The sequence below is a fragment of the bacterium genome (genome assembly GCA_012517375.1).
GTDB lineage: Bacteria > Hydrothermota > Tepidihabitantia > B3-TA06 > B3-TA06 > JAAYVC01.
In genome coordinates, this window is sequence record JAAYVC010000014.1 from 19,110 (window position 1) to 35,041 (window position 15,932).

The 15,932-nt window shown below is 49.5% G+C and carries 23 protein-coding genes; 8 read left to right on the forward strand and 15 right to left on the reverse strand.

Annotation, left to right across the window (positions count from 1 at the left end; translation table 11 throughout):
- Window positions 1-35 precede the first annotated feature (35 nt).
- Window positions 36-782, reverse strand: a complete 747-nt coding sequence (locus GX441_01845) for a hypothetical protein (GenBank protein ID NLI97384.1) — start codon at window positions 780-782, stop codon at window positions 36-38.
- A 198-nt stretch (window positions 783-980) separates the two neighbouring features.
- Here GX441_01845 and GX441_01850 point away from each other — a divergent pair, with 198 nt between their 5' ends.
- From GX441_01850 to rocD, 6 genes are all read left to right on the forward strand, one after another.
- The gene (locus GX441_01850) at window positions 981-1,184 is read left to right on the forward strand and encodes a cold shock domain-containing protein (GenBank protein ID NLI97385.1); all 204 of its coding nucleotides are present in this window, start codon (window positions 981-983) and stop codon (window positions 1,182-1,184) included.
- A gap of 6 nt (window positions 1,185-1,190) precedes the next feature.
- Window positions 1,191-1,685 carry a 2-amino-4-hydroxy-6-hydroxymethyldihydropteridine diphosphokinase gene (gene folK / locus GX441_01855; GenBank protein NLI97386.1) on the forward strand — a complete coding sequence of 165 codons (495 nt, stop codon included), beginning with the start codon at window positions 1,191-1,193 and terminating at the stop codon, window positions 1,683-1,685.
- The gene (locus GX441_01860; protein NLI97387.1) at window positions 1,682-2,311 is read left to right on the forward strand and encodes a deoxynucleoside kinase; all 630 of its coding nucleotides are present in this window, start codon (window positions 1,682-1,684) and stop codon (window positions 2,309-2,311) included. The genes folK and GX441_01860 overlap by 4 nt, the downstream gene beginning before the upstream one ends.
- A gap of 102 nt (window positions 2,312-2,413) precedes the next feature.
- Window positions 2,414-3,238 (forward strand): 3-methyl-2-oxobutanoate hydroxymethyltransferase, encoded by an 825-nt coding sequence (panB, locus tag GX441_01865; protein NLI97388.1) that lies wholly within the window; start codon window positions 2,414-2,416, stop codon window positions 3,236-3,238.
- Window positions 3,239-3,320: 82 nt separating this feature from the next.
- Complete coding sequence (locus GX441_01870) at window positions 3,321-4,238, forward strand: hypothetical protein (GenBank protein NLI97389.1); 918 nt, start codon at window positions 3,321-3,323, stop codon at window positions 4,236-4,238.
- A gap of 148 nt (window positions 4,239-4,386) precedes the next feature.
- Window positions 4,387-5,586, forward strand: a complete 1,200-nt coding sequence (rocD, locus tag GX441_01875) for an ornithine--oxo-acid transaminase (protein NLI97390.1) — start codon at window positions 4,387-4,389, stop codon at window positions 5,584-5,586.
- 68 nt (window positions 5,587-5,654) lie between these two features.
- On the opposite strand, the gene GX441_01880 is transcribed toward rocD, so the two are convergent.
- From GX441_01880 to GX441_01935, 12 genes are all read right to left on the reverse strand, one after another.
- Window positions 5,655-6,233 (reverse strand): hypothetical protein, encoded by a 579-nt coding sequence (locus tag GX441_01880; GenBank protein NLI97391.1) that lies wholly within the window; start codon window positions 6,231-6,233, stop codon window positions 5,655-5,657.
- Between the two features lie 43 nt (window positions 6,234-6,276).
- Window positions 6,277-6,852, reverse strand: coding sequence for a hypothetical protein (locus GX441_01885; protein ID NLI97392.1), 576 nt, complete (start codon window positions 6,850-6,852; stop codon window positions 6,277-6,279).
- Between the two features lie 155 nt (window positions 6,853-7,007).
- Window positions 7,008-7,574, reverse strand: a complete 567-nt coding sequence (locus tag GX441_01890; GenBank protein ID NLI97393.1) for a hypothetical protein — start codon at window positions 7,572-7,574, stop codon at window positions 7,008-7,010.
- A 23-nt stretch (window positions 7,575-7,597) separates the two neighbouring features.
- Complete coding sequence (locus GX441_01895; protein NLI97394.1) at window positions 7,598-8,176, reverse strand: hypothetical protein; 579 nt, start codon at window positions 8,174-8,176, stop codon at window positions 7,598-7,600.
- Between the two features lie 120 nt (window positions 8,177-8,296).
- On the reverse strand, window positions 8,297-8,866 hold the full coding sequence (locus GX441_01900) for a hypothetical protein (GenBank protein NLI97395.1): 570 nt from the start codon (window positions 8,864-8,866) through the stop codon (window positions 8,297-8,299).
- A 26-nt stretch (window positions 8,867-8,892) separates the two neighbouring features.
- The gene (locus tag GX441_01905) at window positions 8,893-9,468 is read right to left on the reverse strand and encodes a hypothetical protein (GenBank protein ID NLI97396.1); all 576 of its coding nucleotides are present in this window, start codon (window positions 9,466-9,468) and stop codon (window positions 8,893-8,895) included.
- 19 nt (window positions 9,469-9,487) lie between these two features.
- The gene (locus GX441_01910) at window positions 9,488-10,063 is read right to left on the reverse strand and encodes a hypothetical protein (GenBank protein ID NLI97397.1); all 576 of its coding nucleotides are present in this window, start codon (window positions 10,061-10,063) and stop codon (window positions 9,488-9,490) included.
- Between the two features lie 17 nt (window positions 10,064-10,080).
- The gene (locus GX441_01915; GenBank protein ID NLI97398.1) at window positions 10,081-10,659 is read right to left on the reverse strand and encodes a hypothetical protein; all 579 of its coding nucleotides are present in this window, start codon (window positions 10,657-10,659) and stop codon (window positions 10,081-10,083) included.
- Between the two features lie 181 nt (window positions 10,660-10,840).
- Window positions 10,841-11,416 (reverse strand): hypothetical protein, encoded by a 576-nt coding sequence (locus GX441_01920; GenBank protein ID NLI97399.1) that lies wholly within the window; start codon window positions 11,414-11,416, stop codon window positions 10,841-10,843.
- 89 nt (window positions 11,417-11,505) lie between these two features.
- Entirely contained in the window at window positions 11,506-12,084 is a 579-nt protein-coding gene (locus GX441_01925; protein ID NLI97400.1) for a hypothetical protein, read from the reverse strand.
- A 178-nt stretch (window positions 12,085-12,262) separates the two neighbouring features.
- On the reverse strand, window positions 12,263-12,841 hold the full coding sequence (locus tag GX441_01930) for a hypothetical protein (GenBank protein ID NLI97401.1): 579 nt from the start codon (window positions 12,839-12,841) through the stop codon (window positions 12,263-12,265).
- Between the two features lie 68 nt (window positions 12,842-12,909).
- Window positions 12,910-13,488, reverse strand: coding sequence for a hypothetical protein (locus GX441_01935; GenBank protein NLI97402.1), 579 nt, complete (start codon window positions 13,486-13,488; stop codon window positions 12,910-12,912).
- Between the two features lie 93 nt (window positions 13,489-13,581).
- On the opposite strand from GX441_01935, the gene GX441_01940 reads away from it, so the two are divergent.
- The gene (locus GX441_01940) at window positions 13,582-14,553 is read left to right on the forward strand and encodes a hypothetical protein (GenBank protein ID NLI97403.1); all 972 of its coding nucleotides are present in this window, start codon (window positions 13,582-13,584) and stop codon (window positions 14,551-14,553) included.
- 10 nt (window positions 14,554-14,563) lie between these two features.
- Here the strand turns inward: GX441_01940 and GX441_01945 are convergent, their stop codons facing one another.
- Complete coding sequence (locus tag GX441_01945; protein ID NLI97404.1) at window positions 14,564-15,166, reverse strand: hypothetical protein; 603 nt, start codon at window positions 15,164-15,166, stop codon at window positions 14,564-14,566.
- Complete coding sequence (locus tag GX441_01950; protein NLI97405.1) at window positions 15,156-15,365, reverse strand: hypothetical protein; 210 nt, start codon at window positions 15,363-15,365, stop codon at window positions 15,156-15,158. Before GX441_01950 ends, GX441_01945 begins: the two co-directional genes overlap by 11 nt.
- Window positions 15,366-15,565: 200 nt before the next feature.
- Here GX441_01950 and GX441_01955 point away from each other — a divergent pair.
- A partial coding sequence (locus GX441_01955; protein ID NLI97406.1) for a hypothetical protein occupies window positions 15,566-15,932 on the forward strand: 367 nt, incomplete at its 3' end.

The window sequence follows — 15,932 nt, forward strand, 5'->3', positions numbered from 1 at the left end:
ATAATAGCAAAAAAAATAATTACTATAGAAGATTCCTAAAATCTGAGCTTTACACCCATGTTTATCCAGCCGAACATCCCTGCGTTTTCGGGTCTGTCTATATAGGCTTCGCCAACCTGACCTTTTACCGGACGGTTCTTGAAGAGATAGAGGTGAAGATCAATGACCGGAGTCTCAATGAAAAAAAGATCGAGGATGGCCGTATTGAGCCTTATGTTTATTCCAGGTGTGTATGCTCTCAAGGTGTATGTATCATCATCATACAGGGTATCCGTATAAGAATGGGATGTGTAGCCCAGGGGCGCCGCTGACAATATAGGGGTTACTGAAAGAACCGACCTCTGGTACGCAGGGATCTCGAAGAAGGAGATGCAAGGAGGGTAGAAGTCCATATAGAGCCTTTGAACATTAAGGTGTCCCGCAAGATTGTCCCGGTTGCCTTCAATGCCTATAACGGAAGTCGTATCCCGAAGATGTTCGTTGCTCAAGTCCACGTTTATGGAAAGGATACGCCAGCCGAGGCGCTTCCACGCTTTGCCCCACCAGAACCGCTGACCGGCCACAACGGTATAGTTCTTAAATCCCAGATTCCTGAAGCGATTCTGCGAAAGCTCGGCGAACTCTATGCCGACGAATGCTCCGCGAAGCGTATCGCCCTTGCCGAAATAGACGATCCTGGGCTTTTTATCAGCTTCATTAGCAATATCTTGAGCAATGATTATTGAAGCAAAAAGAAAGAATACGGCCAAGATTTTTACAATGCATCTTCTTTTTGCATTCATGATGCCAGTATAGAATCCGTAATTGGTTTGTCAATGTCGTTTCATTACAGATGTCAGCCTAGCTATCGTCCGGTTATACACCCTCCTGCACGGTTTCAAGCGGCTTGACAAGCTCTCAAATAAGTGTAGCATAGAAGTTGTATAGACTGTTAGTGAAGTAACGGTTTATTGGTTGGAACCTTTTTCAAGGAGTGATTGATGCCAACAGGCAAGGTAAAGTGGTTCGATAATAAAAAAGGCTACGGGTTCATTGAGATAGACGACGGCTCAGGGGATATATTCGTTCACTACTCGGATATCGTTGCTGAGGGGTTCAAATCGCTTACAGAAGGCGACTCGGTTAAGTTCGAGGTATCCGAATCAGAGCAGGCACGCAAGGCTGTTAAGGTTGAAAAGATTTAAAAAAAGGTGTCTTTAAGCAAAACACCTAAAACTATTTATCTTTCATTAGGCAGCAATCTGTGGAGGAGAGGGTTTCTCATAAAAGCGGTGAAACTTTTGGAAAGATGCGGATTTGCGATAAAAAAAACATCCGAGGCTTATCTCACAAAGCCTCTTGGATTCAGGTTTCAGCCGTCCTTCGTCAATCAGGTCATAAAAGCCCAGACAACACTATCCCCGTTAGAGGCATTAGATATGATACAGAGAATTGAAAAAAAAATGGGCAGGTTGAGACTTTTCCCGAACGCTCCGCGCACGATTGACATTGACGTTCTTTTCTATAATAATATGATGATGAATCACCCCCGGTTGATAATTCCGCACCCGCGACTGCAGGAACGAGCTTTCGTTCTCGTTCCGCTTTGCGAAATAGAGCCGGAATTGGCGCACCCTGTGACCGGCTTGAGCGCTCGAATGATGCTCTCTCGAGTGGATAAAAGCGGGGTACGAAGATGGTCATGAAGCGGACGCTCGTTTGCGTAGAAGGCGTTATCGGCGTCGGCAAGACGACGCTCGCTCTCAAGCTGGCAGAGGAGTGGGGGGCCGTTTCGCTCCTCGAGGATGCACTTGAGAACCCGTATCTTGAACGGTTTTACGACGATCCTGAGACCTTCTCCTTTCCTGCCCAGCTCCACTTCCTGACATCCCGCTTCAAGGAACTCTCAAGGCTCAAGCAAACGAGTCTCTTCGACAGGGTCGCTGTCGCCGATTACACTCTCTACAAGGATTGGGTATTTGCCTCCCTGAACCTCTCGGACGGAGATTTTGCGGTTTACGAGAAGATGTACCGCGAGATGGTGGAGCAGGTGCCGCAGCCCGACCTCATCATCCTTCTTCAGGCAAGGGTCGAGACGCTCCTGAGGAGGATAGACCGCAGGGCTAGACCGATGGAGAAGGGCATCGAGCGCGACTACGTACAGAGCCTTGTTGAGGCGTACAACAGCTTCTTCCTTACTTACTACCAGGGGCCGCTTCTGGTCGTCAACACCGACAACCTGTCTCTAGTTGAGAACACTGAGCACTACAAGCGCCTTCTTTCAGAGATTGAGGCGACAGGCAACGGAAGGAGATTTCTTGGCTCTGCTTGACGCGGTATTCAGCCCCGTGAGGAAGCCCGCTAATAGCTCCACCCTCTGCTTGAACTTAGAGATTCGTCGGATTCCTCTTTCAATCCCCAATCGAACAGAAAGATGAGCAGCATTCCGAAAGAACCTCATCTAAAGCCCTTCACGGTTCCAGAGATAAAGCAAATGAAGGGTAAGGGTAAAATCGCTTCTGTCACATGCTACGACGCCTCGTTTGCAAGGATTATAGACCGGACACCGGTCCAGCTTGTTCTTGTAGGCGACTCGGCGGCGAACGTGGTATACGGTCATGAAACGACTCTTCCCATAGGCATGGATGAGATGCTTATGCTGACCCGCGCCGTTGCCGCAGGTCTCAAGCTCCCCTTGCTCGTGGCCGATATGCCATTCCTCTCCTACCAGCCTTCCGAGGCGACCGCCATAACCAATGCGGGTCTTTTCCTCAAGGCGGGCGCAAAGGCGGTAAAGGTTGAGGGAGGAGGCCCCCATATCCGACTGATAATCCGCAAGCTCGTAGAGATAGGAATCCCCGTTATGGGGCATCTTGGACTTACCCCGCAGTCCGTGCACAAGCTCGGCGGGTACAAGCTTCAGGGAAGCAAAGATTTCAGCGCCAAGCTCATGATAGAGGAAGCGAAACAGCTCGAGGATGCGGGCTGCTTTTCAATCGTTTTAGAAAAGATTCCAATGGAGCTCGCCGGGGCAATAACCGCAAGCGTCTCGGTACCCACGATAGGGATTGGCGCAGGCCCGGCTTGCGACGGACAGATACTAGTTTTGTACGACCTTCTCGGGCTTGAGCCGGAATTCAAGCCGCGCTTCGTAAGACGGTACGCAGACCTTTCGCCCCTCATACAGGAAGCGCTGGAAAGATACTCTAAGGATGTGTTTGAAGGCGCCTTTCCTTCCGATGATGAAAGCTTCAGTTAAAAGATATCGATCTGCTTTTCAAAATAAGACTTGACATACCGTGTATTCGGGCTAAAGTTATATAAACAAAGGAAGAGCGGATATGAAGTCTTTGTGGATTATGATAGCAGGGTTAGCGGTCTTGTCAGCAGTAAGTCCGTTAGGAGCGAAGAAGAACACGAGAGTGGAGGAGGGAATAAGAATCCCCGATACGGCAAACATTCAGGTTATCACGTTCCGGAAAGGCGCGGCGCTAATAGGCAGGGTATCATCGATAACGGGCGACCAGATTGTATTCTCAACCGACGCAAAGGACACGGTCATCTTCATCCCCGATATCGGAAAGATAGAGGAGATTCCAAAATCCAATATAAGGAACGGCAAGTACTGGTATCCGGATCCCAATTCCGCAAGACTCTATCTTGTTCCTACTGCAAGACCGCTGCCAAAGGGTGAGGGATTCGTCTCGGGGTACTACATCATAGCGCCGCTTGTAGCCTACGGGGTAAGCGATAATATCTCAATATCCGGCGGAGGGACGTTTCTACTATCCACAATGATAGGCGGGGTTTATCTTCTGCCGAAGATAGGTTTTTCTTTCGGCAACTACGTATCCCTCGCCGCCGGAGCCGCTGGCGCAAAGGCATGGGGACCGGAGGGATTCGCGCCGTCGCTCGGCGCCTTGTACGCGCTCGGAACCTTCGGACCGCCCGAGATGAGCGCGACCGTTGGTGCAGGCTATGCCGCATACATGGGCACCACGGAGAACGACACGGCGTTTTCCTTTACGCCCGCCTTCATGGTCGGAGGTAGCTTCAGGATACTCAGGAAGATGGCGTTCGTTACCGAGAATTACATGGTTAAAAACTGGCTCGATTACAGCCCCATTGTCACATACGGTCTGCGGTTCTTCGGCGAGCAGTTCACGCTCGACGTCGCATTCATAAACACAATCAATTACGGCGGGTTTTCAGGCAAGTTCCCCGGGCTTCCTGTTGCGGCTATTACGTACAAATTCTAGATATTGGTTTATATCCACAAATACGCATCGCACAGTCCTTACACTCCCTGTGTCAAAAGGGCGCTCCAACACGTGTTGATTGACATCGGGAGCTTTACGGCTAGACTACATCAAAAATCAAAGATAATTCCTGCAAAAAGGAGCAGTAATGCCGAACACGAAAGAGATTCTTAAGAAAACGGAGCGCTACAGCGCAAACAACTACCATCCCCTCGATGTGGTGCTATCTAAGGGCAAGGGAGTCTGGGTATGGGACGTTGACGGCAGAAAGTACATGGACTGCCTTGCAGCATACTCGGCCGTGAACCAGGGGCACCTCCATCCGACCGTAATAAAGGCTGTAAGGGATCAGCTTGGCCGCATCACGCTTACTTCCCGCGCTTTTCACAACGACCGCATGGGCGATTTTCTGGAAAAGCTCTGCAAAGTAGCCGGAAAAAAGAAGGCGCTGCCCATGAATACCGGCGCCGAGGCCGTGGAGACTGCAATCAAAGCGGCGCGCAAATGGGGATACACGGTAAAGAAAGTGCCGAAGGGCAAGGCCGAGATAATCACCTGCGAGGGAAACTTCCACGGACGCACCACAACAATCGTCGGCTTCTCGACCGAGGCACAGTATCAGGAAGGCTTCGGGCCGTTTACTCCGGGATTCGTAACCGTTCCATACGGCGACATTAAAGCCCTAAAGAAGGCGATTAACAAGAACACAGTCGCATTCCTCGTTGAACCCATTCAGGGCGAGGGCGGAGTAATAGTCCCTCCGCCGGGATATCTTAAGGAAGCGGCTGCATTGTGCAAAGCCAACAAGATGTTGTTCGTTGCAGACGAGATTCAGACCGGCTTCGGCAGAACAGGCAGGATGTTCTGCACCCAGCACGAAGGAATCAATCCCGACATAATAATAGTCGGAAAGGCTCTTGGCGGCGGCGTCTATCCAGTATCCGGAATCCTCGCGGACGACCACATAATGCAGGTCTTTACGCCCGGCGATCACGGCTCCACGTTCGGGGGCAACCCGCTGGCATCGGCTGTCGCTTCGGCCGCTCTGGATGTTCTCGTCTCCGAAAAGCTCGCCCAGCGCTCAGAGAAGCTTGGCGAGTACTTCATGAAGGAGCTTCGCAAGCTTAATTCGCCGCACGTTAAAGAAGTCAGAGGCAAAGGCCTTCTCATCGGAGTTGAGGTGAAGAAGAGCTCAGGTCCAGCAAGACCCTTCTGCGAGAAGCTCAGGGATCTCGGAATCCTTGCCAAGGAGACGCATCACCAGGTAATTCGATTTGCGCCTCCCCTGGTCATTACAAAAGAAGAGATAGACTGGGCGCTTAAAAGGATTAAGAAGGTTCTTGCCTAATCCTTGTAAGAACACTCAAGGGCCGGTTGCACCCGGCCCCTTTCTATAGATGTGAAAACCCTGGATTTTTACTGGCGCAGCCAGCTAGCCTGCCAGGTGCATGATTCATCCCCTTTATATATGCACGATTTCTCCTTCACCTTTACATCCCTCACATTCGCCATGGGGAGGATTCCTTCGATATAGCCCCTTATTGCCTGGCATCCCGCAGGACCAAGTTCGAAACCGTCCACGGAGATAATCGTCGATTGCCTGTCTGGAGTATCAGAAACTTCTCCTGCGTCGATATTTCCGCCCTTGTGGTACTGCTTCCAGAAAGCAGGCATGCGCTTTATGAGCATCTCTATATTGATAAGTCTTGTAAGATACCTCAGGAATCCCTTCACGCTTTTGTCGGCTGCGTACCTCCCGTAATCGACGAGTATTTCAGGGTATCGCCTGCCTAATTCCTCATCGATCACCTTGTATACTTCTTCCATAAGCGCTGCAGGGTACCATTCGCTGGCTTTTGGCTCAGATATCATCGCCCGCGCATCAAAGCCAAGCTTTGCAAGTATCTTTTCCAGTCCCTCCGAACCGAAGCGATCGGAAAGCCAGTTCTTGACAAGCACGGCATTGACCCCGCGTTCGTGAGTAACCTTAGACATATTGAAAGCAAGTTTTAATGCTGTTAATTCTCACTTTCATCGTTCACGCATCCCAACTTACTTCCCAGGAACATTGTGAATTACCCTGATATATGCACGTCTTTTCCTTCACTTTCACGCCCTTTACGTTTGCGAAGGGGATAAGGGCTTCAAGGTATCCCTGTATGACTTCGCAGCCTGAAGAACCGAGTTCGAAACCTTCTACTGTAATCAATGTCTTTTCCCTGCCCTGAGCCTCGGAGAACGCTCCGGCGCTGATGCTTCCGCCCTTGTGGTACTGCTTCCAGAAAGCCATCATGCGTTTTGTGAGCGTTTCTATCGTTATAAGCCTGGCCAGATACCTCAGGAATCCTTTAACGCTCTGATTTGCCGCGTATCTTCCGTATTCCACCAGGATATCCGGATACTTATCCTTATATTCGTTTCCGATGGTTGTGAATATCTCAGCCACTAATCCGGCAGGATACCAGTCGCTCATTACGGGTTCGAGAAGCATGACTGATGCGTTGGTGCTGAGCTTGCCGTTGATTATGTCCAAACCTTGAGTCCCGAAACGCTCCTTTAACCAGTTTTTTATAAGCACACCGTTAATGCCGCGTTCGTGAGTGACCTTGGTCATGAACATATCATAGCATCGTATGAGAGATTGTCAACTTGAAAGCGCCTAATTAATCTGGTTAACCCGAGTGGACACGCACGATTCTCTTTAACACCTGCCCTCTATTCGAATTAAACCATCTTCCTCATGGTAAATCTTAAGTCTTCAATCGGCGGTTAGTCCCTCCATGATAGTTTCCATGAACAGCAGCCATCGCCCTTGTGGATGCAGGAATTCTTCGCAACCTGGACGTCGTTTGCTCCAGTCTTGCCGCATAGAACCTTGAAATACTCCTCGAGCACTATACAGCCCTTTGCGCCCAGATCGTAATCATGTACGGAAAAAACAACGTCCTTTTTTCCTTCGGCAGTTGAGACCGGTCCCATTTCTACCGTTGCTCCCCTGTTATATTGCTTCCAGAAGGCGCCTATCCTTTTGAGAAGCGCCTGCATGGTTACGAACCGCATCAAGTAGCGCAGATATCCGCCTGCATCACGTTCGGCGTTAAAGCTTCCATAATCCTTGAATACGTCAGGGTGAGCGCTGCCGAACTCCTTGTCGATTGCTTCATACACCTCCTTAACAAGATATTCCGGATACCATTTTTTCGATTCGGGATTATCAAACATCTGACGGGCCTCTAAAGAAAGATTCGCCGATATCCTTGATACCCCTTCTTCACCGAATCTTTTGTTGAGCCAGAATCTGATAGAGGCGGGAAAAACGCCTTTGTTGTAGTTCATAACGGCTCCTTTTCCGGATTTGCCTATTCCTGCCAGCTTAATTCCCAGGAACAGAAATCATCACCCTTAAAGGAGCAGGTCTTCTCCTTGACGGCTAGATTCCTGACCCCGGCTTTCGTAAATACAACTTCAAAATAACCTTCCAATATGCGGCATCCGGGCAGTCCTTCATTGAAATTCCGGGCGATTATGGTTACGGCGGTTGCTCCTTTTTCCTGCTTCAAATTCTCAATCTCAAGAATCGAGCCTTTGAAGTAGTGCTTCCAGAACGATTGGGCGCGCTTCAATACCTGGATTCCCGATGCAATCCGAAGGAGATATCTTAGAGGACCGCTTGTGGCGCGATCGGCATCATATCTTCCGTAAGCTCTGAAGAAGTTGGGGTCCCCTTTGCCGAATAATCCGTCTATTGTTTCGAAAAGTTCGCGGAGAAGGTCTTGGGAATACCACTGATTTGGGACTGGATTTTCGAACATATTTCTGGCTTCAGGGCTTAACAGCTGGAGTACCTTTGGCACAGCTTGTTCTCCAAAAAGCTCAACAAGCCATTTTCTGGTCAAAACGGCGGTTGAACCCTTCTCGAAGGCATCCTTGTCTGGCATATCAAGCCTCCTTTCGAGTCTTGCTGAACGCCCGCGCCTGCCCTGGGCCGCAGCGCAAGCCTTTTATTTCAAGTTTTTAATAACGTTCGCCTTATACTATCCTTGTTTAATGCAGATAAGCTACCCCCAGCTGATTATCCAAGAACAATAACCGTCTCCATTGTAGAGACAGTCCTTCTTTTCCACGCGAACGTCTTTTGCCCTGGAATCGCTCATCTTGGCGATTCCTTCAATAAAGCCTTGCATTGTCTGGCAGCCGGGAACGCCTGCATCATATTCGTAAATGGTAAACTTGAGTTTTTTCCCTGAACCTTCGCTTTCAAGCATTGTTGCCTCCGCTCCTCCGCCTTTGTTGAAATGCTTCCAGAAGGATTTGGTTCTCTTGAAGAGGTTCTCGATCGTCATATTCTTCATCAGGAATCTTAATATCCCGGTTGCGGATTTCTCGGCGCAATACCTGCCGCAATCGTACATTATGTCAGGGTTTTTCCCGGCATACTCATCGCTTACAGCCTTGTACACTTCCTTAATAAGCGGCGTCGGGTACCATGCGTTTGAATGGGTGTTCAAGAGCATATTACGGGCGTCGGCAGAAAGCTTTCCGGCAATCTTCTGGAAACCTTCGTCTCCAAACCGTTCTTTCAGCCAATCCCTGGTTAATACGGCTGTTGAGCCGCGGTCATACGTCATTTAAGGCCTCCTGTTTTTGAAATTTGCTACTCCCAGCTTACCTCCCAGGAGCACATGTCGTCTCCCTTGTGTATGCATTCCCTTTTTACTACCTTGACGTTCTTGCCGCCAGCCCTCTGGCCTATAACGGCAAGGTATCCTTCGGGAGCCAGGCATGCCGGCTCGCCCGCATCGTAGCCGTGGAACGAGATTATTCTCTTCTTGCGTCCCTTTTCTTCGAGCAGTTCGCTTGATGTTATCTTTCCGCCTTTGTGGTAGTGCTTCCAGAACGCTTTCATCCTTTTGATCACCGCATCCATGTCTATGAATTTCATGAGAAACTTAAGGAGTCCCGAAGTGCTCTCCTCGGCTGAGAATCTGCCGTAGTCAACGAGCGCTCTGGGGTCCTTATCCTTGAGAACTTCGTGTATTGTGTTATATATTTCCCTTACCAGTTCTATGGGATACCATTCGTTACCGACGGGGGCAAGCAGAATATTTCGCGCCTCGGGCGACAGCTTCGCGGAGATTTTTTCCATGTCAGAAGGGGTGTAGCGTTTATCGAGCCATGCCTTTATTTCAAACAATTCAACCCCTTTTTCGTGGGTTACTACGTCTTCCATTCTTTCTCCTTTCTGCTTCCTACTTCCAGCTTACCTCCCAGGAGCAAACCGTGTCTCCTTTGTTTACGCATTTTTTCTTCACGACCTTCACGTCATGAACACCGGTCTGGGCTATTAAAAGCTCTATGTACCCCTCAAGCACCTTGCAGCCTGCCTGACCTATTCTCGAACCCAGGATGTAGACCGTCGATTTCTTGCGTCCGGCCTCCTCGACAACGGGGTCTGTTTCTATGCCTCCGCCCCTGTTGAAGCTCTTCCAGAAAGCCTTCGCGCGTTTGAAGAGCTGCTGGACCGTGAGGAATTTGGCTAGAAAACTCAAGAAGCCCTTAACGCTTTGCTCGACCTCGTAATTCCCGAAATCGTGCAGGGCCTCAGGATATGTAGCGCCCAGCTCCAGGTCTATAGCCTCGTAGGCTTCCTTTGTCAGGGAAACCGGATACCACTCGTTGGGGTCTGGCTCGCGGAGCATTGCACACGCCTGGGGGCTGATTTTTGAACATATCTTATCGAGCGTATCCTGACCGAAGCGTTCCGAAAGCCACTTCCTTATCAAAACTGCGTTCACTCCCCTTATGTGGGTGGAAATATCTTCCATCTATAGCTCTCCTTTCTTTACGACCAGCTTACGTCCCAGGAGCAGTCTTTGTCTCCTTTATTTACGCATGTTTTTTTCTTTACTACTATGTCATGAACGCCGGTTCGGGATATAAGCACTTCGATGTAACCCTCAAGCACTTTACAGCCTTGCGCTCCTATGCCCGATGTGCCGCTGACGTAGACGGTGGTTTTCTTTCGTCCGTTCTCTTCGGTTATTTCATCGGTTCGAATGCCTCCTCCCTTGTTGTAGCTTTTCCAGAAAGCCTCTGCGCGCTTAAACAACTGCTGGACCGTGAGGAGTCTCGTCAAATACCGCAGAAAGCCTTTTACGCTCATTTCAGCGGAAAACCTTCCGAAATCAATGAGGGCATCCGGATTACTAGAATGAAGCTTTTTGTCAATAGCGTCGTATATTTCTTTAGTCAGCGAAGTTTCATACCATTTATTGGGATCGGCTGATTCAAGCATCTCCCGAGCCTTGGGGCTGATTTTTGCACTTATTTGTTCAAATGTCTCCTGACCGTACTTTTCCACCAGCCATTTCTTGAGGAAAATCGAGTTTGTCCCCCGCATAAAGCCCATGGTATCATTCATAATTGGTCCTCCTTAGAAACCTTTTTGTTAGCCCTAGGTGCGTCCTTTAACGCCAAAATCAACCATCTCCAGATAATCTCCTGTTTATGATAAGCTATTCACTCGATTATCAATATATATCCTCCTTTAACCGTCTCAGAACCGATAAAACGGACAAATGCTTGCAGAAAATATCCGGCTGCTATTCCCAACTTACCTCCCAGGAGCAGCATGAATCTCCGTGGTAGACGCATGTTTTCTTTTCAACACGGGGCTTTGATACGCCGGTTTTTTCGGCGATGTAGAGAAAATAGCCTTCCTGTACTTGGCATCCTGGTTCGCCTGGGAAATAGCCCGAGATACTGATAAGACGTCTCTTTCGGCCCGCAATCTCATCCATTTCCTTCGCCTTTATCTCACCGCCCTTGTGATAATGCTTCCAGAACGCTCTCATTCTGTTTATCGCGGTATCCATGCTTATGAATCTTACAAGATAGCGCAGCAGGCTCGAAGTACTCTCCTCGGCTGCGAATCTTCCGTATTCAAGAAGAATGCGCGGGTTGTCCTTGCCCAACTGCTTGTGCGCGACCAGGTAGATTTCCGTCAAGAGATGAGCAGGGTACCACTCGTTTGGCGAGGGCTTCTCAAGCATCGTCCCTGCTTCGGCTGACAGCTCGCTCAGAATACTTTCAAGCTTTCCTTCTCCGAATCTTGTAATTATCCATTTTTTCATGAGCGCTGCATTTATTCCGCTGTCGTGAGTGACTTCGCTTTCCATACCTATACCAATTTTAGAATTAAACGACTACTCGTCAATACATATTTTACCTTATACTTGTCGAGCAAAGGTTCAAGATTATTCTTCATCTATTCCTGCCAGCTTACGAGCCATGAACATACACGATCACCCTTGCTTAGGCATGTCTGCTTTTCGACCCGGATATCTTTAGCTCCTGTCGCCTCGACGATAAAGCTTATATATCCATCCATAACCTTGCACCAGCCCTGCCCCGCATTATAGCCGCTTATGGTCATTACGCCTTTCTTGTGAGCGCCTTCATCCTTGATTACCGGGACCTCCGCCCTGCCTCCTTCGTGATAGTAGTTCCACAGGGTGCTTATCCGCCACACAATGGTCTTGACCGATATTATGCTGACTACGAGTCTCATAAAGCCGCGCAGTCCGTGATCGGCCATGAATCTGCCGAGCGATTCAAGCGCACGCGGTTCTTTTTCGGAAAACATCTCGTCGAGGACATCGTAAACCTCGCGCATGAGTTCGACCGGGTACCAATCGCCGGGTTTAGGGTCGGAAAGCATCTTTGCCGCTTCAGGGCTTAGACGTTCAATAATCTTACCCGCCATCTCCCCGCCGTATTTTTCCTTGAGCCAAAGAACGATGTCGTACGCGATGATTCCGCGGTCGCGGACCGGCAGCCTCTCCATGAACTTATATTACTGGTGATATATACACTGTCAACCCTTCTCAATCTCTGAAAGCCAGGAATTATTACCTGTTCAATAACTTTAGAGATTTCAACGAATTAAATAGAACTTTTTCGTTATGCAGTATATCTCGATAAAAGGAAGACATCTACTTCAATAGCGCGTGAAGCGACCCGCGCTACTCTTCCCAGGTTGCTATCCAGGAGCAGTATTCGTCGCCCTTGTGGATGCACTTATCCTTTGTTACGGTGACATTCTTGGCATTCGTATAGGGAAGAAAACCCTCAAGATAACCCTTATGAGCGCTGCACCAGGACGCGCCGGCGTCGAAATCCCTGACGATGAAGGCTGCTTTATAGAACCCCTTTTCTTCAGACAGCATCTTTATCTCGATTCTGCCGGCATCGTGATAGCGTTTCCATATCGCGTCCGAGCGTGAGATAGCCGTCTTTACTGAGATAAGCTTTACGAAGTACTGCAGAAAACCGCTTATGCTTCGTTCGGCAATCGCCTTGCCTACATCCCTTAAAGCGTCCGGGTATTCAGGACTGAACTCCTTATCCACCGCCTCAAACACCTCCTTGAGCAATTTTGTCGGGTACCACCCGTGCGGCACCGGCTTTGTAAACATCTGGCTGGCAAGACTCGATAGTCTTGAACTTACCTTTTGTACTCCCTCGGCGCCAAAGTTTTCCTTGACCCAGGCGTGCACGTACCGGGCATGAACGCCGCGATCGTTGGATTCTTTTACTCCCATATTCTATCTCCTATTTTTTGACACTCAGAATTCTATGCGTTGTTTCAACGGCACAGAGGCCGAACGCATCATTCGTTCCAATTGATGCTCCACAGGCACTTTTCGTCGCCATTGTGGATGCAGGACCGTTTTTTAATTTCTATGTCCCTTGCTCCAGCCAGCCTGATGAACTCCTCAATGAAACCAGTGAGCATTAGGCAAAAGCCCTTTCCGGCATCGTAGCCGCTCACTGAAAACGTGCCGCTTTTGGCAGCGCCTTTTGATGCAAAGATCTGCGCCTCGGCTTTTCCTCCTTCGTGATAGCGTTTCCAAATCGCATCCAGTCTCGCTACTATCTTCTCCGTCGATATGAGCCGCACGAGATACTGAAGGAACCCCTGAACGCTCTGGTCGGCGATGAACCTGCCTAAAGAATAGAGAACCTCCGGGTTCTTCCGGGCTAACTCGGAGTCAACCGCATAGTAGGCTTCACGCATCAGGTTAACGGGATACCATCCGTGCGGCACAGGCGCTCGAAGCATCCTTCCCGCCTCATGGGAGAGCTTTGAGAGAACCTTTTCCAGGCCATCCTGGCCATAAAATTCGACTATCCACATCCTTACGTACCGGGGGATAACGCCGCGGTCCATGAGCTTTGTTTCTCCCATATTCAGGGAATAATAGAACAAAAAAAAGATAAGTCAAGGTCTTTACAATGCAGACAGCTCACCTATAATAAACTTAAAATAAAGGAGGCGGCTTTGAACAACAAGCTCCTGTTTCTTGTCCCGGTAATCTTCTTGTCAGGCTGCATCGATATACCGGATGTGGACTTCAAGAAGGAGATGGTAACGTTCGTCGCTGAAATTTCCCAGTACGCGAAATCTAAGCAACCATCCTTCTTCATCATTCCCCAGAACGCATCCGGACTGTGGTCCGAGCCCGGCTATCTCGATGCTGTCGACGCTATAGGCCAGGAGGATATCTATTACGGATACGAAAAGGACGCCGAGGCAACGCCTGCCGAAGTCACCTTGGAGCTTGAGCAGAACCTTGCGCATTTCACGGACGGCTCAAAGCTCGTCCTTACCATCGACTACCCGTTCTCCGATAGACAAAACCCCTCTTTCGACGCCCAGACAAGAAAGCGTATAGATTCGGCCTACACGAGCTCAACTGCTCATGGATTCGTGCCCTACTGTTCTGTCCGCGACCTCTCCTGGATTACCGTAAACCCCGGGCACGAGCCAGAGCCGAACGCCGAGCCTTTGACATCTCTCTCCGACGTCAAAGACTTCCTCTACATCCTTCAGCATGACCCCGATATCCCCAAACAGGTGTTTCTCGATTCGCTAGCCTCGCTCGGCTTCGACATCATCGTAATGGATTACGCATCCTCATTCGATGGTCTTGCCTACACTTCAGCCGATATCTCGTCGCTTAAGCAAAAGTCCGGAGCAATCCTCATTGCGTACATGTCGATAGGCGAGGCTGAGGACTACCGCCCGTACTGGAAGGAGGAGTGGAGCCGCAAGTCCAACCGGCCCGATTGGATTGAGCTGGAGAACCCAAGCTGGCCCGGCAACTATCTGGTGCGCTACTGGGACCCGGAGTGGAAGGCTATAATCTACGGAACGGACTCATCCTATCTCGACAGGATTATCTCTCAGGGATTCGACGGCGTCTATCTCGACAAGGTTGACGCCTACGAAGACTATCTCGATATGCTGTAAGTCGAGCCCGCTACTCCCAGCTCAGGGTCCACGAAAACGTATCCTCGGAATTCGCGAAATCCTGCAGCGGCGTAATTGTGAGATTGCGGGCGCCGGCGAGTTTTACAATCGCTTCTATGAAGCCCTGCATCGCAATGCCCCCGGGCTTTGCCACAGGATAGCCGTATACCCTGACAATCCCCTGTTTAGAGCCATGCTCATCCCGAACGATCTCGGCCTCGACGCCCCCTCCCTTGTGGTAATGCTTCCAGAACGCCTTCATCCTCGATATGAGAACGCGTACGGATGCAAGACGCGCAAGGTAGCGCAGAAATCCGCGCGCGCTCTCATCTGCAACGTGCCGGCCCATCTTTAAAAGAATCTGGGGATCCCTTGCTGAAAGCTCCTTGTCCACACATTCATAAAGCTCCTTCATCAACTCCACCGGATACCAGGCGTTGACGTCCGGCTTTGAAAACATCTCCCGCGCCTGGGGACCAAGCCTAGATTCTATCCTACAAACAATATCCTCGCCCTCCTTGCCTCTTTCAACCTCTTCCCCGAATTCCTTAAGCAGGAATTTGCGGAACAAATTGGCCGCCACTCCTTTCTCGAAAAAGCCTTCATTCTCCATCTATATCTCCTGCGGTCGTTATTGAGTTTTGCATCGCATTCCCTGCGGCGCCTATGGCGCCGCAGGGCAGAACGGCCAAACCCGTATTCCCACTCTGCCCAACGGCCGCTCCGATTCTTATACTAATGCGTGAGGATGGTTGTGTCAAGTGCAGAAAAAAATATCTGAAAGGTATCAATCTACCTGATGGAATCGCCACTTTCTCCTGATAGACTGAATCCCGGCAAGAGGGTTACACAAAAGTGCAACCCTCTCACCCTCCCCGCCCTCCTCCCTCTTCTAAATGCCAATTACAAGTTGAATAAAATATTACGCTTATGCGGTCTCCTGCCGTTCTCTTGCCCTGGCACGAAGGTTGCTATATAATTATCCGTAAACCGGTTTATTTCGGAGGTAAAGATGAAAAAGATAGTTTTCTTGACCTTGCCAATATTTCTGGCATTATATGCTGGAGAAGGTTGGGTGAGGACATATGGAACGGAAAACACCGACGTAGCAACCTGTGTACAACAAACCTCTGATGGGGGCTATATCGCGGTAGGTTATAGGGACCTCTATTATGGACCAGGTTATTCTCATATATGGTTACTCAAAACTGATTCAAACGGTGACACATCGTGGACAAGAATTTACGGGAAGGGCTTTATTATAAAAGAGGGTTATACGAAAGCTAATTGGGTTGAACAAACATTAGACGGCGGTTACGTAATTGTTGCTAGTACTAGGTCATTTGGAGATAGTTGGAGTATATGGCTTCTTAAAACGG